This window comes from Stenotrophomonas veracruzanensis (assembly GCF_032911525.1).
GTDB lineage: Bacteria > Pseudomonadota > Gammaproteobacteria > Xanthomonadales > Xanthomonadaceae > Stenotrophomonas > Stenotrophomonas africana.
This window is the reverse complement of sequence record NZ_JAWJTI010000001.1, coordinates 159,847-186,259: the sequence shown is the minus strand read 5'-3', so window position 1 is coordinate 186,259 and position 26,413 is coordinate 159,847. Positions and strand designations below refer to the sequence as shown.

Below are 26,413 nucleotides of genomic sequence, written 5' to 3'. Positions count from 1 at the left end.
TGCACCTGCTTCACTGATGTAACGCGACGGGCCCTTCGGGGCCCGTCGTCGTTTCCGTCACCTGCTGTCTGTAGAGTCGACTGTCAGTCGACTGTCCTTTCAAAAGTCGAGCATGGCTCGACTCTACAAAAGGCAGTCGACTGACGGTCGACTCTACGCACACACAGAATGCGGAGGCGCGATGCACGAAATCGACCTGCTGGTGATCGGTGGCGGCATCAACGGTGCCGGCATCGCCCGTGATGCGGCCGGCCGGGGCCTGCGGGTGATGCTGTGCGAGCAGCACGATCTGGCTGCGCACACCTCCAGTGCGAGCAGCAAACTGATCCACGGCGGCCTGCGCTACCTGGAACAGGGCGAGCTGGGCCTGGTGCGCAAGGCGCTGGGCGAACGCGAGGTGGTCCGCCGGCAGGCACCCCATCTAGTCCATCCATTGCGCTTCGTACTGCCGTGGGAACCGCACCTGCGCCCGCGCTGGATGCTGCGCGTGGGACTGTGGCTGTACGACCACCTGGGCCAGCGCAGCCCGGCGTTTCCCGCATCGCGCGCTCTGGACCTTCAGCGTGATCCGCTCGGCCCCTGGCTCGCCCCGGATCTGCGGCAGGCCTTCAGCTACGCCGACGCGCAGGTCGATGACGCGCGCCTGGTGCTGCTCAACGCCCTGGACGCTGCCCAGCGTGGCGCACAGGTGCATGTGCGCAGCCGCTGCATCGAACTGCGCCCTGTGCAGGGCCGTTGGCAGGCCGTACTGGAATCCGCCGATGGCCAGCAGCATGTGACCGCGCATGCCGTCGCCAACGCGGCCGGCCCATGGGCCGGTGGCCTGCTGGAGCAGATGGAGGCACGCAGCGGCGGCGGTCCCGCGCTGCGACTGGTGCAGGGCAGCCACATCGTGCTGCGCTGCCCCTGGCCCGATGACAGTGCCTGCCTGCTGCAGCAACCCGATGGCCGCGTGGTGTTCCTGCTGCCGTTTGCCCACGATCATCTGCTGGTCGGCACCACCGACACCGACTACCGCGGCGATCCGGCACGCTGCAGCGTGCTGCCCTCCGAGGTCGCCTACCTGTGCGAAGCGGTCAATCGCTACCTGCGCGAACCGATCAGTGCAGATGATGTGGTCTGGCAGTTCGCCGGTGTACGCCCGCTGCTGGCCGACCCGGACCCACGTGCGGCAAAGCTGAGCCGTGACTACCGGCTGCAGCTGCAGTCCAACCCGGCACCTGCACTGCATGTGCTGGGCGGCAAGCTGACCACCTACAGGGTGCTGGCCGAGGAAGCGCTGGACCTGCTGCGACCGGCCCTGCCGCAGATGGGCCCGGCCTGGACAGCACGCGGACACCCCCTGCCTGGCAGCGACTGGGGTGACGCTGCACAGGCATGCGCTCGCCTGCGAGCACTGGCACCGTGGCTCCCTGCGGATATGGCACGACGCTGGGCGGGCGCCTACGGCAGCCGTAGTGCGGAGCTGCTGCATGGCCTGCAGGGTCTGAGCGATCTTGGCGAGGACTTTGGCGGCGGCCTGCATGCGCGCGAAGTGGCTTTCCTGCGCGACCACGAATGGGCCTGGGACGCCGGGGACGTGCTGTGGCGGCGGAGCAAACTGGGGTTGCGGCTGGATGCTGCGCAGGTGGCCCGGCTGCAGGCGTGGATGGATAGACGGTAGAGTCGAGCTTGCTCGACTGACATGAAAAGCAGTCGAGCAAGCTCGACTCTACCAACACCATCGCCACCGGAGACGCTGCATGACGCCCCGCTACGTGCTGGCCATCGACCAGGGCACCACCAGTTCGCGCGCGATCCTGTTCGACCGTGCCGGCGACATCGTTGGCAGTGCGCAGCGCGAGTTCGCGCAGATCTTCCCGCAGCCCGGCTGGGTCGAGCATGACCCGCGCGAGATCCTTACCAGCGTCTATGCCACGCTGACCGAACTGTTCAGCCGTGCCCAGGTCGACCCGCGCCATATCGCCGCACTGGGCATCACCAACCAGCGCGAAACCACCGTGGTCTGGGACCGTGCCACCGGCCAGCCGATCCACAACGCCATCGTCTGGCAGTCGCGGCAGAGCCACGCCATCTGTGAGCGGCTGAAATCCGAAGGGCACGAGGCGCTGGTCCGCGAGCGCACCGGTCTACTGATCGACGCCTATTTCTCCGCCACCAAGGTGCGCTGGATTCTTGACCACGTGGAGGGCGCGCAGCAGCGCGCCGAGCGCGGCGAACTGCTGTTCGGCACCATCGACAGCTGGCTGGTGTGGAACCTCAGTGGTGGCCAGGCGCACGTGACCGACTACAGCAACGCCGCGCGCACACTGCTGTTCAACATCCACACGCTGGACTGGGATGACGACCTGCTGGCGCTGCTGGACATCCCGCGCGCGATGCTGCCGCAGGTGCGCGACTCCAGCGCGGTGTACGCACACACGCGGCCGCAGTTCTTCTTCGATCATCCGATCCCGATCGCCGGCATCGCCGGAGACCAGCAGGCGGCGCTGTTCGGCCAGGCCTGCTTCCAGCCGGGCATGGTCAAGAACACCTATGGCACCGGCTGCTTCATGCTGATGCACACCGGTACGCAGGCGGTGCGTTCGCGCAACGGACTGCTGACCACCATCGCCTGGGGCCTGGACGGGCGCGTGGAATATGCACTCGAAGGCTCGATCTTCATCGCCGGCTCGGTGGTGCAGTGGCTGCGCGATGGGCTGCGCATGATCGAGCGCGCCAGCGACAGCCAGGCACTGGCCGCGCAGGTGCCCGACAGCGGCGGCGCTTACCTGGTGCCGGCGTTTGTCGGCCTCGGTGCACCCTATTGGCGCAGTGATGTGCGTGGCGCGATGTTCGGATTGACCCGTGGCACGCGCAAGGCGCACTTCGTGCGCGCCGCGCTGGAAGCAATGGCCTACCAGACCCGCGACGTACTCGATGCAATGCAGTCCGATGCCGGTATCGCGCTGACCGAGCTGCGCGCCGACGGCGGTGCGATCGGCAACGACTTCCTGGCCGGGTTCCAGGCCGACATCCTCGGTGTGCCGCTGCTGCGGCCGCGACTGACCGAAACCACCGCGCTGGGTGCGGCCTACCTGGCCGGCCTGGCAGTGGGGTTCTGGTCCAGCCGCGAACAGATCGCCGCGCAGTGGGGCCTGGACCGGCGCTTCGAGCCACAGATGGACGTGGCCCGGCGCGAGAAACTGTATGCAGGATGGCAGCAGGCCGTGGCGGCCACCCTCGCCTTCCACGTCGATTGAAACTTCAATGCCCGCCCGGCTGCGGCACGTGGAGTGACACTGTAGAGCCGAGCCATGCTCGGCTGCCGCTGGCGGGATACCGCAAAAAGCAGAGCCGAGCATAGGCTCGGCTCTACAGGGGAATGGGCGCTGGCGTCAGAACGCCGGCAGCACCGCGCCCTTGTACTTGGTCTCGATGAAGGCCTTCACCTGCGGGCTGGTCAGCGCCTTGGCCAGCTTCTGCACGCGGGCGTCGTCCTTGTTGTCCGGGCGTGCGACCAGGAAGTTCACATACGGCGAGTCCTTGCTCTCGATCGCCAGGGCATCCTTGGTCGGGTTGAGGCCGGCGTCCAGCGCGTAGTTGGTGTTGATCAGGGCCAGGTCGACCTGGTCCAGCACGCGCGGCAGCATCGCCGAGTCCAGCTCGCGGAACTTCAGGTTCTTCGGATTGGCGGTGATGTCACGCAGGGTCGACAGCGCGTTGGTCGGATCCTTCAGCTCGATCACGCCGGCCTTGTGCAGCAGGATCAGCGCGCGGCTGTTGTTGCTCGGATCGTTCGGGATCACCACGTCGGCCCCTTCGCGCAGCTCGGCCAGCGACTTGATCTTGCGCGAGTACGCACCGAACGGTTCGATGTGCACGCCGATCACCTTCACCAGATCGGTCTTGCGATCGCGGTTGTAGGCGTCCAGGTACGGCTCGGTCTGGAAGTAGTTGGCGTCCACCTGCTTCTGCACCAGCTGATCGTTGGGCTGCACGTAGTCGTTGAACACGCGCACGTCCAGGTCCACGCCTTCCTGCTTCAGGATCGGCTTGACCACTTCAAGGATCTCGGCATGCGGCACAGCCGTGGCGGCCACCACCAGCTTCTGCGAGGGTTCGCCGGACTTGCCGCAGGCAGTCAGGGCCAGCGCAGCGGCAAGCAGGGGCAGCAACAGGGTCTTCTTCATGGGCGGAAGGCTTCTCGGGGGGAGGTCAGGAGTTGTCGTAATTGCTCAGGGCGAGCTCAAGCAGCGCCTTGGCCTGCTCGCGCAGCATCACCGGCTCGACGATCTCGGCATCCGAGCCGTAGTGCAGCACGTCCATCAGCAGCTCGCGCGAAACGCTGTACGGCACCTTCAGTTCATAGCGGCCATCGGCCAGGAAGCGGCCCTGCTGCTTGGAATGCCAGTGCTCGTCGGCCACCCAGCGCGCGGCCTTGGCGCTGAACAGAATGGTCGCCCAGCCCTTCGGCGCGCCGGAGAAGATGCCATAGCTGGCCCCCAGCTGCTCGTCCAGCTCGCTGTCGGCCACATCGCGGGCGGTGCTGTCGATCACCCGCGCCTTGTGGATGCGATCCACGGCAAAGCTGCGCAGCGCCTCGCGGTCATGGTCCCAGGCATCCAGGTACCAGTTGTCGCGATAGTGGGTCAGGCGCTGCGGCGAAACGGTGCGCTTGGTCGGCTCGTCGGTGGAACGGGCGCGGTACTCGAACGCCAGCTGGCGGCGCTCCAGCACGGCTGAAGCCACGCTGCGGAAGCTGCCTTCATCGAACTTGCGACCGCGGTGCGGAATCACCCGCACACGGTCCACCGGCCAGCTGGAGACGCCGGCCTGGGCGGCCAGCAGGCTCTCGATGCGCTGCTGCAGCGGTGCCAGCACCGAGGACAGCACACCGCCGCCGGTCCGCGCCAGCAGATGCTGCGAGGCCAGCAGGGCATGCAGTTCCTCCGAGCTCAACCACAGGCCGGGCAGCTCGAAGCGGTCGCTCTCGTCGGCCTGGTAGCGGAAGCCCGCCTCGCCGTCGCCTTCGATCGGTGCCATCAGCGCATCGCGCAGGAAGGCCAGGTCGCGGTAGACGGTGGCACGGGAACAACCGAGCTTGTCCTGCAGGGTCGCCACCGTCACCGGATAGCGTGCGGACTTGAGCAGACGATGCAGGGCGGTGATGCGTTCGTATCGGTCCATACCCCCGATTATGTCCGAGTCGCGGGTCTTGTGTGGGACGTTTGGGCTATCGTGGTCGCCCCCACCCCTCTGGAACACCCGATGCGCCGGTTGCCTGCCCTGTCCCTGCTGGCCTGCCTGCTGCTGGCCGCCTGTGATCGCGCGCCCGCGCCGGCCAGCACCGAAGCGCCCGTGCCGGCTGCGGATCCGGCGCAGGCAGTGCTGGGCGCCAGCCAGCGCTTCTCGGCCCTGCGCAGCTTCCACGCCGAACTGGAGGTGCTGGGTGCGCCGCAGCCGGTGCGCAGCGCCATGGACTTCGTCGCCCCCGACCGTTTCCGGGTGCAGACCCCGGCCGGGCCGCAGACCATCGTCGGCGACACCATGTTCCTGCAGGCCGAGGGTGCGGTCCGCCAGGTGCCAACCCCGCCGGGCCTGCTGGAGCAGTGGCGCAATCCGCTGCCGGCCGATGCCCTGCCCGCCGACCTGCAGGCCGAAGACCTGGGCAGCCAGTCGCTGGATGGCGTCGAAACCCGTCACTACCGGCTGCGTGGCGCCCAGCCCGGCGAACGCCTGGAATACTGGGTGGACGCCCAGGGCCTGCCACGCCAGATCGTGCGCAGCGGCAGCAGCAATGGCCGCAGCTTCCAGCTGCGCCTGCGCTATTCGCGCTTCAACGACCCGGCATTGCGCGTCGATCTGCCCTGAATAGGCGATCGCGGCAACGTTCGCTGAAGCGCGCATTGGATCGATTCGGACCGCCATCACGCTTCCAGTATCATCACCGGCTGTCAATCGCTTCGGAGAAGCCCCGATGTCCCTGCGCGTGTCCCTGCTGATCCCCCTGCTGCTGTGCGCACCGCTCGCATATGCGCAGGATGCCTCCGAACTGGCGGCGATGTCCTCGCCGTGGAGCGGCAGTGGCGGCGAGCTCGGTTTCGCTTCGGCACGTGGCAACAGCAGCACCGAGAGCTTCAACGGCCGCCTGCGCCTGCGCTACACCGACGGCGACTGGGTGCACAGCATGGATCTGTTCGGCCTGCGCTCCAGCTCCAAGGTGACCGAGACCAACGACGACGGCACGACCACCCGCCGCAACAACACCACCGCCAACCGCTACACCGGCAGTGCCGGCAGCGCGCTGCAGCTGGGCGAGCACCGCCAGCTGACCGCGACGGTGCGTACCGAACGCGACGACTTCGCCACCTACGACCGCCAGAGCTCGTTCGGTCTGGGTTACGGCACCCGCCTGTGGAACACCGAGCGCTTCTCGTTCGACGCGCAGATCGGCCCCGGTGTGCGCCGCACCCACAGCACCGAGGACGACCGCACCCGCACCGGCATGATCGGCCGCGGCCTGTTCGACATGAAGTACTCGTTGACCGACAACACCGACCTGGTCAACACCCTGCTGGTCGAATCGGGTTCCTACAACACCTTTGGCCAGAACGACTTCGGTGTTTCGGTGAGCATGAACGAGCATCTGGCGCTGAAGGCCGGCTGGCAGGCGCGTTACAACAGTGACGTGGCCGAGGACAAGCGCAAGACCGATACGCTGACCACGATGAACGTGGTCTACAAGTTCAAATAAGCAGAACGGGCGCGAGGGCGCCCGTTCTTCCTTTTGTAGGGTCGAGCCATGCTCGACTGCTGTTGGCCGGCCCGTCGAGCAGGCCCGCCTCTGCGAAAAGAGCAGTCGAGCATGGCTCGACTCTACAGATGCGTGGCTCAGACGTTCAGCAGTTCGCCTGCACCGGCATCCAGCAACAGCTTCGCCACGCGCTGGCCCAGCGCTTCCGGGTCACTGGCCGGACCCACCGCCGCAGCACGCACCGCACGGCCATCGCTGGCGCTGCCAACCAGGCCCTGCAGGTGCAGGTCGTCGCCCTGCCACTGCGCGATGGCCGCCACCGGCACATGGCAGCTGCCATGCAACGCACGGTTCATCGCCCGCTCGGCCTCCACGCAGGCACGCGTGGCCGCGTCATCAAGCTGGGCGAACAGCGCCATCAGGCGCGCATTGCCACCATCGCACTCCACTGCCACCGCGCCCTGCGCCGGGGCCGGCAGCCACTGCGGCGGCTGCAGGCGCGCGACGATGCGCTCGCCCAGGCCCAGCCGCTCCAGGCCGGCCACGGCCAGCACGATGGCGTCGTAGCCACCGTTGTCGAGCTTGGCCAAGCGGGTATTGACGTTGCCGCGCAGGTCCAGCAGCTCCAGGTCCGGGCGCAGCGCGCGCAGCTGGGCCTGGCGACGCAGCGACGAGGTCCCGACGCGCGCGCCGATCGGAAGCGCGTCCAGCGAGGCGTACAGATTGGAAACGAAGCCATCGGCGGGATCGTGGCGGGTCAGCATGGCCGGCAACGCGAACGGTGTGTCCAGTTCCATCGGCACGTCCTTGAGCGAATGCACGGCGCAGTCGGCCTCGCCACGCAGCATGGCCAGCTCCAGTTCCTTCAGGAACAGGCCCTTGCCACCGATGGCGGCCAGCGAACGGTCGAGCACCTCGTCACCGCGGGTGCTCATCGGCACCAGTTCCACATGCAGGCCGGGATGGGCCTGGCGCAGGCGGTCGGCGACGTGTTCGCTCTGCCAGAGGGCGAGCGGGCTCTTGCGGGTGGCGATGCGGACGGTTTCCATCCGGTCATTATCGCGCCTTCGGCGCGGATACGGCCAACGGCGGAGCCCCTCGTGGCTGGCTGGGGGGCGTGAAAGCAACAGCCGTGCTTGGCCGGGCGGGATGGACTGCGCAGGGGCCGCTGCAAGTACGTCCATGTAAGCTCCGGTCGCCGCATCCATGCGGCTCACGCCCCTGCGCAGTCCATCCCGCCCGACCTCTGACAGTTTCCGTGCGCGCCAGCCACGGAAGATCAAAAGAAAAGCAGAGCAACAGCGGGTCGCTTCGCTCTAAGTCGAGCATGGCTCGACTCAACATTTCTCCACTCCGATAACAACAATGCCTTTGCCGTCCGTCACCGGGAAATTCGCGAGGGTGAGGCGGGATGGGCGGGCGGGACCGTTGGCGCCATGGGCCCGAGGCATGCCTCGGGCGGGTTGGGCAGGACGCCCAACCCCGGTCTTGCCGTGTGCGCAGGACAGCGCACACGAGCAAGGCGCCATCGAGCTTACAGGGATGTACTTGCAACGTGTCCCGCCACCCCACCCCGGCCCGACCCAGTACGTAGCACCAACGAGCCGACCAACCCGCCGTTGCTGTTGCTGTTGCTGTTGATTTCACAGCAGTCGCGGCCGCAGGCCGCGCGGAACACTCACAGATGCCGCAGTTCCTGCTTCAGCGTCGCCACGCAGCGGCGGCTGACTTCCAGCGGTTGCTTGCCATGACGCAGCATCGCCTGCACCTGGCCGCCCGTGCCACGACGCAGCTCCACCAGCTCATGGCGTGCCACCAGGCAGTTGCGATGGATGCGGATGAAGCGGCTGGCGAACTCTTCTTCCAGCGACTTCAGCGATTCCTCGATCAGGTCCTCGCCGCGCGCGTGGTGTACTACCACGTACTTCTCTTCGGCCTGCAGGTAGTGGATGTCGTCCAGCGGGATCAGGCGCAGGCTGCCACGCAGGCGCGCGCACAGCATGCTGCGGGCCTGCTGCCCGCTGTGTTCCTGCGGCTGGCCGTCGCGGCCGGCCAGGAACGTGCGTGCACGCGCAATCGCCGCTGCCAGGCGTTCGGCGCGCACCGGCTTCATCAGGTAGTCGATCGCTGCGGCCTCGAACGCCGACAGTGCATGCGCGTCGTAGGCAGTGCAGAACACCACCGCCGGGCGCGGCTCGAAGCTGGCCAGGTGGCGGGCGGCTTCCAGGCCATCCAGCCCAGGCATGGCGATATCCAGCAGGACCAGGTCCGGCTGCAGCTCCGCGCACGCGTGCAGGGCCTGCTCGCCATTGCCGGCCTCGGCCACCACATCCACGCCGTCCTGCGCGGCCAACAGGCTGCGCAGGCGCTCACGCGCCAGCGGTTCGTCATCGGCGATGACTACCCTCACGATCGTCCCCTCACTGGATCGGCACTGTCACCTGGCAGGCATAGTAGCCCTCGCTCCAGCCAGCCGTCATCCGGGCGGCGCTGCCGAAGCGCCAGGCCAGCCGATGGCCGATGCTGTGCTGGGCATGGCCGGCACCGCGCGCCAGGGCCAGCCCGGGTGCCTGCGGGTCTGGCGCCGGATTGCGCACGCGGATCTGCAGCTCATTGCCCTCGCGCGCCAGCTGCAGCTCGATGGTGCCGCCTTCGGGCAGGCGCGAGATGCCGTGCAGCACGGCGTTCTCCACCAGCGGCTGCAGCACCAGCCTCGGCAATGGCAGGTCCCACGGCAGCGGCTCGTCGCGCTGCCAGCGCACCTGCAGGCGCTCGCCCAGGCGCAGTGATTCGATCGACAGGTAGCGCTCGGCCAGCTCGCACTCGTCACGCAGGGTGGAATCGCCCTCGCCGGCACCCAGCGCGGCACGGAACAGATCGGACAGATCGAGCACCGCACGTTCGGCTACAGCCGGGTCGCGATGCAGCAGGCTGGCGATCAGGTTCATGCTGTTGAACAGGAAATGCGGACGGATCCGCGCCTGCAGCGCGTCGGCCTGGGCACGGGCATTGGCCTGCACCTGCGCGGCCCAGCGGTCGCTCACGTAGAAATAGCGCAGGGCCAGCGCGGTGATCAGCGCGGTGGTGGCCGCGCTGCCGAGCGTGAAGCGCCAGAAGCTGATTCCCCGAGCAAAGTTGTCCCCCAGCACCGCGTACAGCGCATGCACGATGCCGGCGCAGACCACCGCGATCAGGGTCGCCAGCGTGATCGCCGCGACGGCCCCCAGCAGCTGCGGCAACCTCGACAGCGCCTGCCGCAGCAGGCACAGGCTGGCGGTCACCGCCAGCGCAAGCCACAACGCGAAGCCGCTGGCCGACAACAGTTCGCCGAAGGTCCAGTGACGGCTGCCATCGGGCGCCAGCGCCAGCACTACCACCACCAGCTCGGCCAGGCCGAGCATCGCCGCCAGCCGCGGCAGGCGGCACAGTTCCGGCATCCACGGCGGCGTGCTGGCCGGGGGCATGGCTCAGGCGACGCCCAGCCGTTCCTGCAGCCAGTCACCCAGCGCCTGGATCTCTTCGGCGCAGACCTGGTGGGCCATCGGGTAGCTGTGCCATTCCACATCCAGGCCCAGCGCCTGCAACGCCTGCGCGCTGTGTACGGCCACCGCCTGTGGAATCACCGGGTCGCTGCTGCCATGGGCCATGAATACCGGCACCTGCACGGCACCATCAACGCGCTTGGCGCCTTCAGCTTCGGGCAGGTAGGTGGACAACGCAATCAGACCGGCCAGCGGCGCAGTGCGCGACAGCGCGGCGGTCAGGATGATCGCGCCGCCCTGCGAAAAACCTGCCAGGAAGATCCTTTCCGGCGCGATGCCACGCTCGATCTCGCGGGCGATCAGTGCATCCAGCTGCACCACCGATTCCTGCACGCCGGCCATGTCGGCACGCGAACGGAAATCCATGCCGACGATGTCGTACCAGCCACGCATCGGCACGCCGTTGTTGATCGTGATCGGCCGCACCGGTGCATGCGGGAACACGAAGCGCAGCGCCGGCCAGTGCGGGCGCACCAGTTCCGGCACGATCGGCGCGAAGTCATGGCCGTCGGCACCGAGGCCGTGCAGCCAGATCACCGACCACTGCGGCGAGGCGCCGGTTTCCTGTTCCACCGTTTGCAGCATGATGCGGCTCCTTCAAGTTCGAGCCGCATTATGCCGCTGGCGCAGGCGGATCAGTACAGCGGCGGTTGCTCGGCGGCTTCCCGGCGCAGTTGTGCCGCACGCACCAGCACCGGCGGCGGGATGTTCTCCTCGGGGATATCGAGCAGCCCAAGACGGTGCAGGAAGGCACCCGGGCCGCGCGAGGAGGTCAGCGCCACCACCGGCACCGCCAGCACCATGCCGATCACCACCGGTGCCATCCAGGCTGCCAGCGACGGCGACACCGCCCAGGCCAGCACGCCCATGAACGCACCAAACACGCCGAGGCCGCCGTAGCCACGGATCAGTGCCATCCATGAAATGCCGCCGTCGTCACGCTGCTGCGCATCCCAGCCGGAATCGCGGCCGGACAACACTTCAGCGACGCCGCGCGACTGCACGTACATCACCACCGGTGCCATCAGCGCGGCCAGTACGGTTTCCACCAGCATCGAGACGAACGCGCGGATCGCGCCACCGCAGCCACGGCGGTCGACCGGGTCCAGCAGCATCGCCAGGTAGCCCAGCACCTTGGGCAGCAGCAGCACCGCCATGGTCGCCGCGAACAGGCGGACCACCTGCTCCTCATCCTGGGCGCGCCAGTACACGCTCGGTGACAGGTGCAGCAGGGCATTGAAATCGATGCCCTCCTGGAACAGCGGAATGGCGATGCCGATCAACATCAGCATCGCCCACATCGGTGCGGTGAAGTAATGGCCGATGCCGATCAGCATGTGGGTACGGCTGATCCAGTGCAGGCCACGGCTGCCGACCACCTTGCCATGCTGCAGGTTGCCCTGGCACCAGCGGCGGTCGCGCACCAGCAGGTCGGTCAAGGTCGGCGGCCCTTCCTCGTAGCTGCCGCCGAGGTACGGCACCATGTGCGCGGCCCAGCCGCCGCGGCGCATCAGTGCCGCTTCGACGAAATCATGGCTGAGCACGTGGCCGCCGAACGGCTTGCGCCCCGGCAGCGCCGGCAGGCCGGCGTGGTCGGCAAAGGCACGGGTGCGGATGATCGCGTTGTGACCCCAGTAGTTGCTCTCGGCGCCATGCCACCAGGCCACGCCACGGGCGATCACCGGGCCGTACACGCGGCCGCCGAACTGCTGCATGCGGGCGAACAGGGTGCGGCCACCAATCACCGACGGCAGGGTCTGGATCAGGCCCACATCGGCGTTGTGTTCCATGCCGGCCACCAGGCGCACGATGCTGTCGCCGGTCATCAGGCTGTCGGCGTCGAGGATCAGCATCTGCGGGTAGGCCCCACCGAAGCGGCGCACCCAGTCGGCGATGTTGCCGGCCTTGCGCCCGCTGTTGTCGCCACGGCGGCGATAGAACAGCCGCGCCCGGCCGTCCGGTACGCGATCGCGCAGCTCGGCGAACACCTGTTCCTCGGCGCGCGCGATGTCCTCGCGGCGTGTGTCGCTGAGCACGAAGAAGTCGAAGCGCTCCAGCTGGCCGGTGGCGGCCACTGATTCGTAGATGGCCTGCAGGCCGGCCAACAGGCGACGCGGGTCTTCGTTGTAGGTCGGCATCAGTAGCGCGGTGCGGCTGTGCACGGTTGGCAGCGGCTTGTCCGGGTCGATGCCGAGGCGGTAGCCACGATCGAACACGGCGGTCAGGAAGCCGGCCAGGGCGCTGGCGAAAGACAGCGCGATCCAGGCGAACAGGCCGACAAACAGGACCAGCAGGCAGGCTTCGAGCACGCTGATGCCATTGGCCGACAGCACCCGCCACATCATCCGGGTGGCGATGGCGGTCATCGCCAGCGTGCCGCCGAAGATATAGAACCGGCGCAGGCCGATCAGCCGCGGCGAGGTGCGGTGACGGCGGACCTTCAGTTCGCCTGCGCGCAGGGTCTGCTCGGGCATCTGCAGCGGCGACTCGGCCGGCAGCAGCGCCCACCCGGCGTCGAGCCCGGGTGCCTCCGCGCCTGCGTGGATGGTTTGCCCCCCCATCACCGCTTACTCCCCACGATCGGCACGGCCGGCCGTCCCGGCCGGGCTGCATGCACGAAGGTTCCCGGCGCGCCTTCCCGGCGCCCGCACTTGTCCTGGCTGTGTCGGCGCTGGGCCACACAGTCGATGTCTGTCACTACCGGAACCCACACGATCTCCAACGGGGCGGAATCGAAAATGCGGCCCAGTCTAGGGCGCCGGATGTAAGCCGCGTGCGAAGGTCTACGCCGGGATTTATCCCCATTCAGCAAACAGCAGGCGTGCCGTGGCGGCGCAGGAGGTTGTCACTTCGTCACCGGGGGTACTGGATCGTAACAAACGCGAACGGTTATCATTTCATTAACCAGGCAGGTCACCGTCTTCCGCACGGCACAGACCCACCCAGCTGCGCCGTACACACCGCGCGCCGACGACCCAGGGAAGGGGCTGCCTGCTGTCCGCTGCACCTGCTGCTTCCACCGGGTCCCTTCTCTCTCCCATGGAAGCCGTCATGTCCCTGCCGTACCCTTTCCGCTCCGCGCGCCTGCCGCGTACCCGCCTGGCCACTGCCCTGGCCACTGCTTGCCTGCTGGCCCTGCCCGGGCTGGCTGCCGCTGAGGCCAGCGCCGATGCCTCCACCAAGGATCTGGATACCGTGGTGGTCACCGCCTCGGGCACCCAGCAATGGATCAAGGATGCGCCGGCCAGCATCAGCGTGATCAGCCGCGAGGACATCGAGCGCCAGCCGGTGCACGACCTGGCCACTCTGCTCAGCCGCGTGCCGGGCGTGACCGGCGGCCTCAGCGCCGCGGGCGAACAGTCCAAGATCAAGCTGCGCGGCATGCCCTCCAATTACACGCTGGTGCTGGTGGACGGCAAGCGCATGGGCAGTTCTGCCTCCACCAACTACCGTCCCGACCTGGGCCGCCAGGACCTGAACTGGATCTCTCCCGACCAGATCGAACGCATCGAGGTAGTGCGCGGCCCGATGTCGTCGCTGTATGGCTCTGACGCGATGGGCGGCGTGATCAACATCATCACCAAGCGCATCGGCGATGACTGGAACGGCAGCGCCACCCACAGCTACACCCGCCCGGGCGACGGCAAGCGCGGGGATACCCAGCAGATCGGCGCGACGTTCTCCGGCCCGCTCGGCGAGAGCTTCGGGCTGCGCATCGGCGCCAACAGCATGCGCCGCGACTCGGACCGCTCCAACGGCGGTGTCTACGGCAACGCCTACGCCGGCGAGAAGGACCGCAATGTCGACGCGCTGCTGCAGTGGAGGCTCAGCGATACGCAGGAACTGTCGCTGGAGGCCGGCCACGGCGTGCAGCAGGCCTTCATCGATGCATCGCTGGAGAGGCAGGACGAAGGCGCCTGGGGTGCCAGTGAACTCAAGCGCAGCTCGCTGGCACTCAGCCACGATGGCAAGTGGCGTTTCGGCAACTCGAAGCTCAGCGCCTACTGGACCGAGTACAGGAACGACATCGGTGCCACCGGCCGTTCCGAGGCCACCGATACGATCATCGAAGGCAGCCTGACCACGCCCTTCACCCTTGGCGTTGAACACCAGTTCGCCGTGGGCGGCCAGTGGAAGCGTCAGGAGCTGACCAACACCGACACCATCGGCCGCGCGCCGATCGACTACGCCGGCAACGCGGTCAGTGGCTCGGACCTGGAGGTCGATACCTGGGCGCTGTTCGTCGAGGACGAACTGAAGCTGCACCGCACCCTGGCGCTGACGCTGGGCGCACGCCTGGACCACCATGAGACGTTCGGCGGCCACGTCAGCCCGCGAGCCTACCTGGTCTGGCATCCGGCCGAGCAGTGGACGATCCGCGGTGGCGTTTCCAAAGGCTTCCGCGCGCCCAGCCTGACCGAGAATTCGCCCAGCGCGGCCACCCAGTCCGGCGGCCGCGGCTGCACTTCGCTGATCCCGTTCGGCTATACCCGCGGCGGCTGCTACATGGCCGGCAACCCGGACCTGGACCCGGAAACCAGCACCAACCGCGAGATCGGCATCAGCTTCGACAACGACCTGGTCGATGCGGGCCTGACCTACTTCCATACCGACTTCAGGAACAAGATCGAGTACGCGCCGCTGGGCCGGTTCAACGGCATCTGGTGGACGCGCATGAGCAACGTGCAGCGCGCCCGTACCAGCGGCATGGAAGGCAACCTCAACTTCCGTTTCGGCGAGCACTGGCGCTGGCGCACTTCGGCCACCTGGATGAAGGAGGCCAAGAACCTGACCACCGGCAGGAACCTGATCGATACGCCGGAATTCTCCGGCTACTCGTCGCTGGACTGGGCGCCCAACACGGTGTTTTCCAGCAGCCTGTCGGCGCAGTACACCGGCAAGCAGACCGGCACCGCCACGACGTTCCTCAAGGCCTACACCCTGTATGACCTGACCGCGGCATGGAACGTCAACGAGGTGCTGACCCTGCGCGGCGGCGTCAGCAACCTGGCCGACAAGAAGCTGTATGCCGAAGGCTCCACCGACTACTTCGTGGCCGGACGCAGCTATTTCCTGAGCATGACCGCGCGGTTCTGACCGCCGGCGCGCGCCGTGATCGCGCTGGCGGCTGGCCAGCGCGATCGGCGGTGTTGCGGATTACTCGCTCTGCAGCGCGGCCGGTGCCGCATCCTGCGTGGCGGCCGTGCGCGCACGGTCCATCGCCACCGCCAGTTGCTGGCGAGCGAGCAGTTGTTGTGCCTGCACCACTTCAGGTGTCGGCAGGAGCACCGGTCCCGGTGCGTTTTCCGGTGTAGCAGGTGTGGTCATGCAACCTCCATGGACATCCCGCTGCCACCCAGATCCAGCAGGGGCGGCAACGGAACTGCGCACCCTATCCTAAAAACAAGGCGGATGGGTGACGGTGCGGCGCCCCGCCACACCACGTGGAACACGGCAGGCGTCACATTTTTGACGCCGAAGCTTGGATCCTGAATAGGACTTGCCCTATCATGAAAACGTTTTCCAACAGGGATGTTTCCCATGAATACCACTGACCTGTCCCAGTTCAGCCCGAAGTGGCAGTTCCGCTTCAACTTCTTCCGCCAGCACGGCGCCCCCAAGAATCCCGGCTTCAAGCAGGCCTGGAAGGCGCTGTCCTTCGGTGACCGCCTGAAGATCAACCTGAACTTCTTTGCGTTGTTCTTCGGCGCCATCTACCTGTTGATCCTGGGCATGTGGCGCAAGGCACTGGTGCTGATCGGCATCAACATCGTGCTGGCCATCGTCTCCATGTTCCTTCCGGACGTCGTGGGGCGGATGCTGTTCATCGCCATGAACCTGCTGGTCGCCTCCAGCACCAACTACAGCTATTACCTGGAGAAGGTGGAAGGACGCGCCAGCTGGAACCCGTTTGAAGGCATGTTCTGAGCCCTCAGAACTGCGCAGGGATGCGCGGCAAGGATGCAATCGACGCCCGGCCCCCGCCGGGCGTCTTCGTTTGCGGGGTCAGGCCGCGCGGCGTGCCACGGCAGCCGGTTCGGCGTGCAGACGGAAGCGCGAGACCGCCACCGCCAGCTGCTCGGCCTGTTCTTCCATCGCCCGCGCGGCGGCACTGGCTTCCTCCACCAGCGCGGCGTTCTGCTGGGTGGTTTCGTCCATCTGCACCACGGTCTGGTTGACCTGCTCGATGCCGGCCGACTGCTCGCGTGATGCGGCCGAGATCTCGGCCATGATCTCGTTGACCCGACCGACCTGACCCACGATCTCCTGCATGGTGCGGCCCGCGCCGTGCACCAGCTGCGCACCGGCACCGACCTGCGCCACCGAGGCGTCGATCAGCGCCTTGATTTCCTTCGCAGCGCCCGCCGAGCGCTGTGCCAGCGCGCGCACTTCGCTGGCGACCACGGCGAAGCCACGGCCCTGCTCACCGGCACGCGCCGCTTCCACCGCCGCGTTCAACGCCAGGATGTTGGTCTGGAACGCGATGCCATCGATCACCGAAATGATCTCGGCAATGCGCTGCGAAGAGGATTCGATCTGCTCCATGGTCTGCACCACCTGGCTGACCACTTGGCCGCCTTCGCTGGCCACGCCGGCCGCGGAACCGGCCAGGGTATTGGCCTGCAGCGCATGGTCTGCATTCTGGCGCACCGTGGAGGTCAGCTCCTCCATCGAGGCCGCGGTCTCTTCCAGGTTTGCCGCCTGCTGCTCGGTGCGGCGCGACAGGTCACTATTGCCCACGGCAATCTCACCCGCCGCCAGCCGGATGCTGGCCGCCGACTGCTGGATCTGCCCGACGATCTGGGTCAGCTGCTGCACGGTGCTGTTGGCGTCGTCGCGCATCACCGCGAACACGCCGTGGAAGTCGCCCTGCATGCGCGCGCTGAGGTCGCCTGCGGCGATCGCGCGCAGCAGCGTCGACAGCTCGGCCAGGTTGTGGTCGCTGACCTGCATCATGGTGTTGAGGGTTTCCACCATGCGGCGGAAGTCGTGGTCGAAGCGCAGCGTGTCGCCGCGCACCGCGAAATCACCGGCTGCGGCGGCTGCGGCCAACTGCTGGATCTGCTCATTGATCGCGGCCAGGTTGCTCTTGGTGGTGGCCATTGCAGCGCTGAAGACCGCCTTCTCGCCCGGCAGCGCTTCCATGTCCACGCTGAGGTCGCCCACGGCGTAGCGCTGCATCACTTCAACCAAGCGCTGGGTGACTGCATTGCTGGACGCCACCAACTGGTTGCTGTCGGCCACCATTCGACCGTATTCGCCGGGGAACACCGAGGCATCCATGCGGTAGCTGAGCTCTCCGGCATCGTGGCGGCGCGCCATCTCCGCCTGCGCAGCCATCACCGCCTGCAGCTGGCTGCGCATGCCCTGCATCGCTTCCAGCAAACGCCCCACTTCATCGTCGCTGCGTGCCGGCAGGGTGCTGTCCAGCTTGCCCGCGGCGACATCGCCGGCCACACGCACGGCTTCGGCCAACGGGCGGATCGCCAACCGGCGCAGCAGCACATAGACACCGGCACTCAGCGTCAGCGCGGCCACCACGCCAACCAGCAGGGTCAGCCACAGAAGCTGACGCGCCTCGGCCACGATCACCGCATGCGGCATCACCACGCCCAGCGCGAAGCGCTGAGGGGCGTCGCCCACGCGCAGCGGCACATACACGCGCACGTTGCCGGCCGCATCGGGGCTGAAGGCCTCGAACGGACGATCGGCGGCGATGTCGGCCAGCATGCTGCGGGTCAATGCATCGTTGCGCGGCTTGCCGATCTCGGCGGCATTGGCCGAAGCCAGCACCACGCCCTTCGGCGACAGTAGTTCGACGCGGCCGGCCCCCATCGGCTTCAACGTGGCCAGGTGCTTCTGCAGCGCTGCCAGCGAAAAGTCCACGGTGAACACGCCAAGGAACCTGCCGTTCTCGATGATCGGCGTGCTCAGCGTACTCATCAGCACCTGCTGCCCGGCGATGTCATAGGCATAGGGTTCGCTGACCTTCGGCAGCTTGTCGCGGCTGGGCACCATGTACCAGTCACCCGAACCGCTGGCGGTCTCGGTGTAGTCGGTCATCGTCGACTGCTGCGGCTTGCCGTCGTGCCAGGCCCAGTAGCTCATGTAACGACCGGTAGCATCGTGCGCTTCGGTGTTGACGAACTCTGCATCCTTGCCGTCGAAGGCATCGGCCTCCCACATGGTGCTCTTGCCCAGCCACTCCGGGTGGGTACGCAGCTGTTCGCCAAGCACTGCCGCCAGGCTGGCGCGATCGGGCACGTCACCGCGCGCGCGCTGGGCGAGCACGGTTTCGACCATGGCATCGTTGCTGGCGAAGGCGGTGCCCAGGTCGGCCGAAACCTGGCGCGCTTCGGCGTTGGCCTCGCTGGTCATGGTCTGGCGCGAGGCGCTGATCAGACTGGCGCTGGCCTGTCGGTAGATCAGGAATGCGGTCAGGCCGAAGCACAGCAGTGCGATCACAGCGGTGCCCAGCATCAGCTTGTGGGCAATGCTGCCCGGGCGGCGGGCAGCGGCGGAGCGGGAAGGAGGCATGGAAAGGTCCGCAAGGCAGTTCAGGACGACCGGCGCCGCGAAGGCACCGCGCAGGCGCGCGATCCATCGCGCAGGCCACCGGCCGCCGGGTCGTGCCCGGCACTGGAAGCGCACCGGGTTAGCGGCCGCCTGCCAACGAGGTTGAGGCGGCGGGCCTGCACATTCCTGAACCTGCTCAGGGTCGGGTCAGGAAGCCGCCCCGTTGCCGCCCTATTCGGCCACGCGGTCCTTGATCCATTGCGCCCGCGGCAGAACTTCGATGCTGCCAGCGGCGTACTGCTGCAGGACATCGTCCGGCCCAAAGCGCGGCTGCCAGCCCAACGTCCTGCGCATACGGGCGCTGTCGTAGACGCGATCGATGCTGAGCGGCAACGGCCAGCGGCGGCGCTCGAACTCGGCCAGCAGCTGTGGCGCGCGACGGGCCAGCACGTTGCGCGGCTGGGTCGCCAGTTCCAGGCAGTCCTCGCGCTGGAACGGCGTCGGAGCGCAGGCAATGTAGCGCGCGAAGGCCGCGCCCTCATCGTGCAGCAGCGCGGCGTGCGCGCTGGCCACGTCGCGCGCGTCGATGCCACGGTGCAGGCGGAACATCGCCATCCGCTCCGGTGGCTCGGGGAAGCAGCGGGCCATGCGCAGCACGCGCACGCTGAAGCCCGGCGCGGCGGCAGCTTCAGCCAACGCCTCTGCCTGCAGCTTGCTGCGATGGTAGATGGTGCGCGGCAGGGGTTCGGTGTCCTCGTCGATCCAGCGGCAGCCGCCGGCCACCACCGCGTGACCATAGAGCGCGGTGGTGCTGGTCAGCACGAAGCGCCGTGCCCCGGCCTCGCGCGCCGCCTGCAGCAGGTGCGCGGTGGCGTCCACATTGATCTGCTGGAACACCGCATCCGGCACCAGCCCGACGTGCGGGGCGTGCAGCGCCGCAGCATGGATGACCGCGTCGACGCCCTGCACCGCCCGCGTGACCGCATGACGGTCGGTGACATCGGCGATGATGCGCGTAGTGGCGAACGGACTGCGATCCAACCCCACCACTTCATGGGCCGCCGCCAACGCGCCGAAGATCGCACGCCCGATCCGCCCGGAACTGCCGGTCAACAGAATCTTCATTGAGTCCATTCACTCGAAGCGCCCGGGAACTACCGGGATGCTTCGATTCTAGGCATGCAGCATGTCGTCTGCGATAGGGCGCGGTTGCAATTGTGCGTTCATTTCTGCAATGCCGATCGGCCAGCAACTGCCGCGCGACGAACAGCGGATCGTCACCGCCTGCTGCATCAGGCGTGACACCGGTACGTTCCCAGTTGCTACCGGTACGCAGGTTGATCGGCTGCCGGTCGGGAATGCTGATCTGATAGCCATCCGGCAGCAGCACAGGATCATCGAACATATGTGCCGCGCCCCCACTTCGACTACCAACGACACGTGCCCGCCCCTGCGCCTGCAGCGAGTACGCGACAAATTCCGCGGCCGATCCGGTACGGCGGTCGATCAGGATCACCAACGGCTTCAGGTACGGCGGAAGGCTCGCTGGCGGCAGCGGCACCGGGGTACGCCGGCCACGTTGCTCCAGCGCCTGCACTGCGGTGACACCCGGCTCCAGCAGGGTCCGCACCAGCAGGTCGGCGCTGCCATCATCACCGCCTCCGTTCTGGCGCAGATCCAGCACCAGGCCCTCGGTGTCGGCCAGCAGGGTGAACGCTGCCGCGAGCCTGGGCCGTGCCAGATCGAGCGGATAGAAGGTGCTCAGCCGCAGGTAACCGATATTGCCCTCCAGCACCCGTACCTCGCGCACGCCCGCACCATTGCTGCGTGCATCCGCACGCCAGGCCATCAGCCAATCGTCCTGGCCGGCGCCGGCATCCACCCGTTCCACATGGAAGTGGCCGTCGAACACGTCCAGATCCTGGTTCAGGCGCGCACTGAAGCCCTTCGGATCCGTGCAGCTGTCCACATAGCGCTGCTGGGTGGACCAGCCACGCACCGCGTCGGCGATGCGTGCGCCTTCGGCCACGTCCAGGTAGTGCGCCTCTATTGCCGCAGCCGCCGCCTGCAGCACCGCGTCCTGGGCCGGGCAGGACGCCGCCAGCAGCGCGCCCAGCATCCACGAAACCGCCATGACCGCACCCCCGTTGATGATATATAAGTACTTATATATCATCGCCTCCATGGATCTCCAACACGCCACCCTGGGAACGCTGCTGCGGGCCCTGCTCGACCAGCTCGACCCGGCGGTCGAGCTGGCCTATCGCGACCTGCAGCTGGACTACCGGCCGCGCTACACCCCGGTGCTGCGCACGCTGATGGCGCAGGGCCCCTGCCGCATCAAGGATCTGGCGCTGGCCTGCGGACTCAGCCATTCGGCACTCAGCCAGACGGTTTCAGCGATGGTCCGCGACGGTTGGCTGCACGCTGCGGTCGGTGAAGACAGCCGCGAGCGCATCCTGCAGTTGAGCCCGCGCACGCTGCAGGCGTTGCCGGCGCTGCAGGCGCAATGGCAAGCCACGGCGCGCGCGGCGCGCAGCCTCGATGCCGATCTTGGACAGCCGTTGGAGCAGGTGCTGCGCGACGCACTGCAGGCGCTTGAGCAGCGGCCGTTCGCGCAGCGACTGCGCGACACACCGCAGGGCTGAGGCGCCTACTGCTCCGCCGCCATCTCGATCTCACTCAGGAAGGTCCAGCTGCCATTGGCCAACCGCAGCTCCAGCGTGCGGCACTGCGCAGCCATCGGCGCGGCATTGCCCAGCACGTATTCCTCTTCGGTCGAACCGCTCAGCCCTGCCTGGGTGAATGGTGCCGACAGCACGCCGATGCGGGTTGCGGCAGTGCCCGGCTCAGCGCACATCACCTCCACCGACGTCGGCGTGACGATGCCCCACGCCGGGCGGGTCATCGTATGCAGGCCGATCCAGTCCACCCGCCTGCGTTGGCCCAGGTCGATGGTGATGCTGACGTTGCCATGCACGCCCACCCAGCCGGCATCCATCGGATTGCGCGGATCTCCCACGCGGCGATCAAACAGCTCGTGACCGCTGCTGTCGGGATAGTTCGCATCTGGCGCTACGCTGTAGCTGTAGGTGGTCTGCACCGGATCGACACTGTAGGACGCACCGAGGCCATACAACCCGCGATAGGTGTTCATCAGCCGCGGCGATTCGCCATAGCCCTGGCCGGGGCCGACCACCTCGGACATGTGGTACTGGTTGAGCCAGGCAACGCGCTTGCCGGCCGAGCGCGCACTCCACAACTGCTGGTTGATGCGCTGTACCGAGGCCGGACGATAGGCGCCGGACAGTCCATTGCCGGTGTCCAGGAACAAGGGACTGCCATGGTTGAACAGTTCGATGTCGGCCCACAGGCCGCTGGCACCCAGCGCCGCCGACAGCGCCTCGTAATACGCCTCGGTGGAATGGCCGGCGCGATCCCACTGGAACAATCGGGCATGCGAGGCGGCACCGATGCCATCCTGCCAGATCTGCACGTCCACGCCGGTGGCCGTACGGAACTGCACAGCAGCCCGGCCCACGCTGGCCGGATCAACGCTGGATGACGCAAGGTAGGGTGCCGCCATCACCGGCCGCGAAGGTGTACTGCCTTTGAGCGCCGCCACGATCGCGCGGTAGAACGGCGCGCGATCAGCCGGCACCTGTGCCGGCTCGTCGGTGATGTACCAGCCTGCGAACGCCGGATGCGATCCGTACTGCTGGCCAAGCTGGGCCAGCGACTGCGCCGCATCCTGTGCCACGGCCGTTGCGTTCTGGCCTTGCCAGAAGGTGGCGCACTGCCCCGAGCTGTAGGTGGTGCCGACCACGACCTTCATGCCGCGCGCGGCTGCCGCGTCGAGCACAGTGCCGAGCTTGCCGGGAAAGCCGGCAATCCATTCGAAATCCTGCACGCCGCTGGCGCATCCCACGCCAGCACGGGTGGCACGCAGCTGACCGAGGATGATCGTGTCGTTGCCCAGGTCCTGCAGCTCATCCAGGAACAGCGGCAACTGCGATGCCGGCAGTTGTTCGTCGGTGGCCGAATAGCCGACGTGGACAAAGCTGCCGGACAACAGGGGGCTGGCTGCATGGACGGGGGCGGCACAGGCCAGCAATACGATCACTCCAATCCTGTTCATGTTCTACGTCCCTGTCGTGGCCGGCCGAGTGGCGTTGTTGCGCATGCTATCAACAGCGGCGGTGACCTCGGTTGAGCGAAAGCGCTTCCGGGTTGCAGCACCCGCCTGAATGGCTGCGCCATCAGCCCCGTGCGCAGGGCGCGTGAAAGCTGTGGCGAAGATGGCGACCTGGACTTAGCGTGCGATGGCCAAGCATGGATGCTGTCGTCTACGAAGGCGGCGTCCACACTGCAGGAGATTTCACATGACTGAGCAGAACCCGCGCAGCTCCAACCGGGGCTTCGCATCAATGGACCAGGACAAGCAGCGCGCGATCGCTGCCAAGGGCGGGCGGGCCGCGCACGCCTCCGGCAACGCGCACGAATTCAGTCCGGCCGAAGCACGTGTCGCAGGCCGCAAGGGCGGCGAGGCGATCAGCCGCAACCGCCAGCACATGGCCGCGATCGGTCGTGAAGGTGGACACGCTCGCCACGCCAATGCGCGCCAGCAGCAACAGCAGCAACAAGAGACCGAACGCACGACAGAGGGCCCGCAACGCCAGCAGGGCTGAATGCCGCGCGTCAGGCCGGTGCGCGCTGCCGATACAGACCCAGCGCCACAAGCAGGGCCAGCGCACCGGCCACCGCCATTGCCCAGCCGAAACCACTGGCCATCGCACTGCGATACCACGCCAGCATCTGCGGCGTGGCGTGCATCGAGCTCGGTTGCAGGATCATTTCGCGCGCCTGTGCCACCAGCCCCCGCTGCCCGGCCGCCTGTGCGGAAGTAGCGAACTGTTGTACGGCGCGCTGGCCCATCAGGCTGCCCAGCAGCGCGATGCCCAGGCTCATGCCTGCCTGGCGCAATGCGTTCATCGTGGCTGAAGCGATACCCGCGCGCTCGACCGGCGCGCTGGCCATGACGGCCATGCCGGTCGCCGGCACTGCCAGCCCCATTCCAACGCCAAGCAGCACCAGTACAGCACTGGCATAGGCACGTGAAGTAGCCGGTTCAAACGTAGCCATCGCGCACAGCGCTGTCCCGGCCAGGGCGTAGCCCAGCGCCAGCGCGGCATGCAGCCCGAGGTGGGCGACCAGACGACCGAACAACAGCGAGACGACACCCATCAACAGGAACTGCGGCGCCAACTGGGCGCCGGCCTGCGCAGCGCTGTGCCCCTGCGCCTGCTGGAAGAACAGCGACAGGAAGAACAGGCTGGCATAGGCAGTGAAGCCCAGCACGAACGATGCCAGGTTGAACATGCCGAAGCGGCGGTCGGCAAACAGGTCCAGCGCCAGCAGTGGGCGTGCCACGCGGCGTTCGACGATGCCGAACAGGATCATTCCAGCGGCTGCGACGCCCAACGCCAGCAGCGTCACCGGGGCCAGCAGGCCATGCGCGCCGATCGCGATCAGCCCGTAACTCAGCGCACCCAGCGCGACGATGCTGAGCAGCTGCCCGGCAGGGTCCAGTGCAGCGTGCTGCGGATGCCGCCGCTCCGGAATTCCCCAGGCGCCCAGCGCCAGCGCGAGCAGGCCCAGCGGCAGGTTGATCAGGAAGATGCTGGGCCATCCGGCGCGCTGCACCAGCACGCCCCCCAGCAGCGGGCCCAGCACCAGGGCCAACGCACTGAACGCCGACCAGCCGCCGATCGCGCGTGCGCGTAGTCGCGCGTCGGGGAAGGCGTGGCTGAGGATCGGCATGGCGCTGGGAATCAACAATGCGCCCGCGATGCCCTGCACTGCGCGTCCAGCCACCAGGGTCGCAAGAGTGTTGGCACAGGCGCAGAGCAACGAACCAAGAGTGAAGGTGGCGACGCTGATCAACCACATCCGCCGATGACCGTAACGGTCCCCGAGCGGCCCTGCCGACAGCATCAGCGCCGACAACGCGATCGCATACGCATTGATCACCCATTGCAGCCCGGCCATGTCAGTGCTCAACGCCTGCTGCAGGGTGGGTAGCGCGACGTTGACGATGCTGATGTCCAGCGAGGCGAGAAACGTGCCGAGGTAGGCGGCCAACACCAGGGCCGGACGTTGGAAACGTTGCATGTGTGGATCCCGGGGGAGGACGTGCGCGCATCGTAGCCACTGACTGACCGTCGGTCAATGACCGGCGGTCAGTCAATGCCGAAGGACAGCTAGAATGGCTACCGTCGCACCCGAACCTTGCCCACCATGCAGACCCCAGCTGTCGCCAGGCCTCGCACCAAGCCCGCGGAAACCCGTCAGGAAGAACTGATGGACGCCGCGCAGGCACTGTTCCTGTCAAAGGGGGTAGACGCCACCACCATCAGCGACATCGTCACCGCGGCTGATGTGGCCAAGGGCACCTTCTATACCTACTTCGCCTCGCGCACTGAGATCCTGCAGGCGCTGGCACAACGCTACACGCGGCAGTTCATGGAAGCGGTCGACCAGGCCGTGCAGCAACACCCCGCCGGCGATGGCGTGGCACGCCTGCGTGCCTGGATCCGCACCAACATCGAGCTCTACGTGCGCACCTGCGCGCTGCACGACGTGGTGTACGCCAACCATCACCACCACCAGCGCGGCAACGCCGAACGCAACGCAATCCAGCAGCACCTGCTGGGCATACTCGAAGCGGGTAACGCCGCCGGTCTATGGCAGCTTCCAGCGCCGCAGGTTACCGCCTCGTTGATCTATGCCGGCGTGCACGGCGCTACCGACGACCTGATCGCCACACCGGCACAGGATGCCGACGCGTTCATCGAAGCCGTGCAGGCCGATTGCCTGCGCATGGTCGGCGTGCCACCGGCCGGTGCCAAGCGGCGCTGACGAACCGTCTGTCGCTCAGGTGTGGGCGAGGATGTTCAACAATCGCCCGAAGGGGTCACGGACGAAGAAGCGGCGCACGCCCCAGGGTTCATCGGCCGGGCCATATTCCAGCGGGATGTCGGCCGCGCGTATCCGTTCCAGTACCTGCTGCAGATTGTCCACTTCGATCGACAGGTCCGGCACTGCGGTGCCGGAACCCCCTTCACTGGCAAAGCTGATCTGCGCCAGCGCGCTGCCCTCACCGCCATGGGTGACGATCCAACCGTGGTCCATCACCACCGGCATGCCCAGCAGTTCGCCATAGAACGCTGCGGCACGCGCAGGGTCAGGCGTGGCGATGTTGGCGACGACACGTTTGACGGCCATGGCACTCCTCTGCCCATGAAGACATGCCGAGACTACCGTATCGATGCCGGCATCCTCGATTGAAACAGAAGAGCCCCGTCGATGACGGGGCTCCATAGAACGCAACGCTCAAACGGCGCGACTCACACGCCCATGCACAGGTCGACCACGCAGGTGTTGTACGCCTGCTGGCATTCACCGGCGTCGGCACCACTGGCCAGGCACATCTGGTAAGCCCGCCAGCACGGCTTGTCGCAGGGCTCGACCGGCCCTGCCACCGCCACCGAACCAGTACATGCCAGCGCGAACACAGCCCCTGCGATCACTTTCCTGAAAACTCGCATTGCATCACTCC

The 26,413-nt window shown here is 67.2% G+C and carries 23 protein-coding genes and 1 pseudogene; 9 read left to right on the top strand and 15 right to left on the bottom strand.

Annotated elements, in window-relative coordinates:
- Positions 1-181: 181 nt before the first annotated feature.
- Together glpD and glpK are read left to right on the top strand one after the other, a co-directional pair.
- The gene (gene glpD, locus R1H25_RS00835) at positions 182-1,663 is read left to right on the top strand and encodes a glycerol-3-phosphate dehydrogenase (RefSeq protein WP_317222346.1); all 1,482 of its coding nucleotides are present in this window, start codon (positions 182-184) and stop codon (positions 1,661-1,663) included.
- Positions 1,664-1,742: 79 nt separating this feature from the next.
- Positions 1,743-3,242: a glycerol kinase GlpK gene (gene glpK / locus R1H25_RS00830; RefSeq protein ID WP_049447996.1), complete on the top strand. Its 1,500-nt coding sequence runs from the start codon at positions 1,743-1,745 to the stop codon at positions 3,240-3,242.
- Between the two features lie 135 nt (positions 3,243-3,377).
- Here the strand turns inward: glpK and R1H25_RS00825 are convergent, their stop codons facing one another.
- Positions 3,378-4,172, bottom strand: a complete 795-nt coding sequence (locus R1H25_RS00825; RefSeq protein ID WP_049447998.1) for a MetQ/NlpA family ABC transporter substrate-binding protein — start codon at positions 4,170-4,172, stop codon at positions 3,378-3,380.
- 25 nt (positions 4,173-4,197) lie between these two features.
- Entirely contained in the window at positions 4,198-5,169 is a 972-nt protein-coding gene (locus R1H25_RS00820; protein WP_010481302.1) for a YafY family protein, read from the bottom strand.
- A gap of 81 nt (positions 5,170-5,250) precedes the next feature.
- Here R1H25_RS00820 and R1H25_RS00815 point away from each other — a divergent pair, with 81 nt between their 5' ends.
- Positions 5,251-5,853 (top strand): hypothetical protein, encoded by a 603-nt coding sequence (locus R1H25_RS00815; protein WP_317222345.1) that lies wholly within the window; start codon positions 5,251-5,253, stop codon positions 5,851-5,853.
- Between the two features lie 106 nt (positions 5,854-5,959).
- Entirely contained in the window at positions 5,960-6,736 is a 777-nt protein-coding gene (locus R1H25_RS00810; protein ID WP_049448000.1) for a YdiY family protein, read from the top strand.
- A gap of 137 nt (positions 6,737-6,873) precedes the next feature.
- On the opposite strand, the gene hemC is transcribed toward R1H25_RS00810, so the two are convergent.
- The 5 genes from hemC to mdoH form a co-directional block, all read right to left on the bottom strand.
- The gene (gene hemC / locus R1H25_RS00805; RefSeq protein WP_317222344.1) at positions 6,874-7,785 is read right to left on the bottom strand and encodes a hydroxymethylbilane synthase; all 912 of its coding nucleotides are present in this window, start codon (positions 7,783-7,785) and stop codon (positions 6,874-6,876) included.
- Positions 7,786-8,414: 629 nt separating this feature from the next.
- Positions 8,415-9,146, bottom strand: coding sequence for a LytTR family DNA-binding domain-containing protein (locus R1H25_RS00800; protein ID WP_049449107.1), 732 nt, complete (start codon positions 9,144-9,146; stop codon positions 8,415-8,417).
- A 10-nt stretch (positions 9,147-9,156) separates the two neighbouring features.
- Positions 9,157-10,200 carry a sensor histidine kinase gene (locus R1H25_RS00795; protein WP_180839154.1) on the bottom strand — a complete coding sequence of 348 codons (1,044 nt, stop codon included), beginning with the start codon at positions 10,198-10,200 and terminating at the stop codon, positions 9,157-9,159.
- A gap of 3 nt (positions 10,201-10,203) precedes the next feature.
- Positions 10,204-10,863: an alpha/beta hydrolase gene (locus R1H25_RS00790; RefSeq protein WP_208043709.1), complete on the bottom strand. Its 660-nt coding sequence runs from the start codon at positions 10,861-10,863 to the stop codon at positions 10,204-10,206.
- A gap of 50 nt (positions 10,864-10,913) precedes the next feature.
- Positions 10,914-12,839 carry a glucans biosynthesis glucosyltransferase MdoH gene (gene mdoH / locus R1H25_RS00785; protein WP_057499680.1) on the bottom strand — a complete coding sequence of 642 codons (1,926 nt, stop codon included), beginning with the start codon at positions 12,837-12,839 and terminating at the stop codon, positions 10,914-10,916.
- A gap of 490 nt (positions 12,840-13,329) precedes the next feature.
- Here mdoH and R1H25_RS00780 point away from each other — a divergent pair, with 490 nt between their 5' ends.
- Positions 13,330-15,375: a TonB-dependent receptor domain-containing protein gene (locus R1H25_RS00780; protein ID WP_317222343.1), complete on the top strand. Its 2,046-nt coding sequence runs from the start codon at positions 13,330-13,332 to the stop codon at positions 15,373-15,375.
- Positions 15,376-15,435: 60 nt separating this feature from the next.
- Here the strand turns inward: R1H25_RS00780 and R1H25_RS00775 are convergent, their stop codons facing one another.
- Entirely contained in the window at positions 15,436-15,606 is a 171-nt protein-coding gene (locus tag R1H25_RS00775) for a hypothetical protein (protein ID WP_162838397.1), read from the bottom strand.
- Positions 15,607-15,819: 213 nt separating this feature from the next.
- Between R1H25_RS00775 and R1H25_RS00770 the strand changes: the two genes are divergently transcribed.
- Positions 15,820-16,206 (top strand): DUF2628 domain-containing protein, encoded by a 387-nt coding sequence (locus tag R1H25_RS00770; RefSeq protein ID WP_049436940.1) that lies wholly within the window; start codon positions 15,820-15,822, stop codon positions 16,204-16,206.
- A gap of 78 nt (positions 16,207-16,284) precedes the next feature.
- Here the strand turns inward: R1H25_RS00770 and R1H25_RS00765 are convergent, their stop codons facing one another.
- From R1H25_RS00765 to R1H25_RS00755, 3 genes and pseudogenes are all read right to left on the bottom strand, one after another.
- Positions 16,285-18,816 carry a methyl-accepting chemotaxis protein gene (locus tag R1H25_RS00765; protein ID WP_317222342.1) on the bottom strand — a complete coding sequence of 844 codons (2,532 nt, stop codon included), beginning with the start codon at positions 18,814-18,816 and terminating at the stop codon, positions 16,285-16,287.
- A gap of 210 nt (positions 18,817-19,026) precedes the next feature.
- Positions 19,027-19,920, bottom strand: coding sequence for an NAD(P)-dependent oxidoreductase (locus R1H25_RS00760; protein ID WP_049449098.1), 894 nt, complete (start codon positions 19,918-19,920; stop codon positions 19,027-19,029).
- A 118-nt stretch (positions 19,921-20,038) separates the two neighbouring features.
- Positions 20,039-20,929, bottom strand: a pseudogene (locus R1H25_RS00755) (S41 family peptidase); the annotation flags it as partial.
- 49 nt (positions 20,930-20,978) lie between these two features.
- Between R1H25_RS00755 and R1H25_RS00750 the strand changes: the two are divergent.
- Positions 20,979-21,443: a MarR family transcriptional regulator gene (locus R1H25_RS00750; protein ID WP_317222341.1), complete on the top strand. Its 465-nt coding sequence runs from the start codon at positions 20,979-20,981 to the stop codon at positions 21,441-21,443.
- 5 nt (positions 21,444-21,448) lie between these two features.
- Here R1H25_RS00750 and R1H25_RS00745 read toward each other — a convergent pair whose 3' ends face one another.
- Positions 21,449-22,933 (bottom strand): DUF4434 domain-containing protein, encoded by a 1,485-nt coding sequence (locus R1H25_RS00745; RefSeq protein WP_317222340.1) that lies wholly within the window; start codon positions 22,931-22,933, stop codon positions 21,449-21,451.
- Between the two features lie 244 nt (positions 22,934-23,177).
- On the opposite strand from R1H25_RS00745, the gene R1H25_RS00740 reads away from it, so the two are divergent.
- The gene (locus R1H25_RS00740) at positions 23,178-23,483 is read left to right on the top strand and encodes a KGG domain-containing protein (protein WP_049449091.1); all 306 of its coding nucleotides are present in this window, start codon (positions 23,178-23,180) and stop codon (positions 23,481-23,483) included.
- A 10-nt stretch (positions 23,484-23,493) separates the two neighbouring features.
- Here the strand turns inward: R1H25_RS00740 and R1H25_RS00735 are convergent, their stop codons facing one another.
- On the bottom strand, positions 23,494-24,966 hold the full coding sequence (locus tag R1H25_RS00735) for an MFS transporter (protein ID WP_317222339.1): 1,473 nt from the start codon (positions 24,964-24,966) through the stop codon (positions 23,494-23,496).
- Between the two features lie 126 nt (positions 24,967-25,092).
- Here R1H25_RS00735 and R1H25_RS00730 point away from each other — a divergent pair, with 126 nt between their 5' ends.
- Positions 25,093-25,713: a TetR/AcrR family transcriptional regulator gene (locus R1H25_RS00730; protein ID WP_317222338.1), complete on the top strand. Its 621-nt coding sequence runs from the start codon at positions 25,093-25,095 to the stop codon at positions 25,711-25,713.
- Between the two features lie 15 nt (positions 25,714-25,728).
- Here the strand turns inward: R1H25_RS00730 and R1H25_RS00725 are convergent, their stop codons facing one another.
- Positions 25,729-26,079: a VOC family protein gene (locus tag R1H25_RS00725; protein ID WP_057501628.1), complete on the bottom strand. Its 351-nt coding sequence runs from the start codon at positions 26,077-26,079 to the stop codon at positions 25,729-25,731.
- A 122-nt stretch (positions 26,080-26,201) separates the two neighbouring features.
- Positions 26,202-26,402, bottom strand: a complete 201-nt coding sequence (locus R1H25_RS00720; RefSeq protein WP_049449083.1) for a hypothetical protein — start codon at positions 26,400-26,402, stop codon at positions 26,202-26,204.
- Between the last annotated feature and the right edge of the window lie 11 nt (positions 26,403-26,413).